The organism is Pantoea rodasii, from assembly GCF_002095465.1.
Lineage (GTDB): Bacteria > Pseudomonadota > Gammaproteobacteria > Enterobacterales > Enterobacteriaceae > Pantoea > Pantoea rodasii.
In genome coordinates, this window is sequence record NZ_MLFP01000076.1 from 1 (window position 1) to 360 (window position 360).

Below are 360 nucleotides of genomic sequence, written 5' to 3' on the forward strand. Positions count from 1 at the left end.
TCAACCAAGTACAGTAAGTTTGCAGGGCAGACGGGTTATGTACTTGAGGCAGGTTGTGGGATTGATACCTCGATTTACCGGGATCAATGGCACGGTACTAACGTGTTATGTGAAGTGGTGACGGTTGAGTATATGTAGTTAATATTTTATCAAAATACACTACATATAGTACCAGTGGCCGCTTCGTTAGGTTAAAATGAAACCTCACAATACCAGAGGGCTGTAAAATGGGTAAGAACCAACACGTAGTACCTCATAATGGCGAGTGGGCAGTTAAAGGTGAAGGTAACGTTAAAGCGACATCTGTACATGACACGCAAAAGCAAGCCATTGATGCGGCGAGGGCCATCGCACGAAATC

1 protein-coding gene is annotated in these 360 nt (G+C 44.4%); it reads left to right on the top strand.

The window, feature by feature from the left end; all coding sequences use genetic code 11:
- Positions 1-227 precede the first annotated feature (227 nt).
- Positions 228-360, top strand: a 133-nt coding sequence (locus HA45_RS23415) for a DUF2188 domain-containing protein (RefSeq protein WP_143808518.1), incomplete at its 3' end; no start/stop codon positions are given.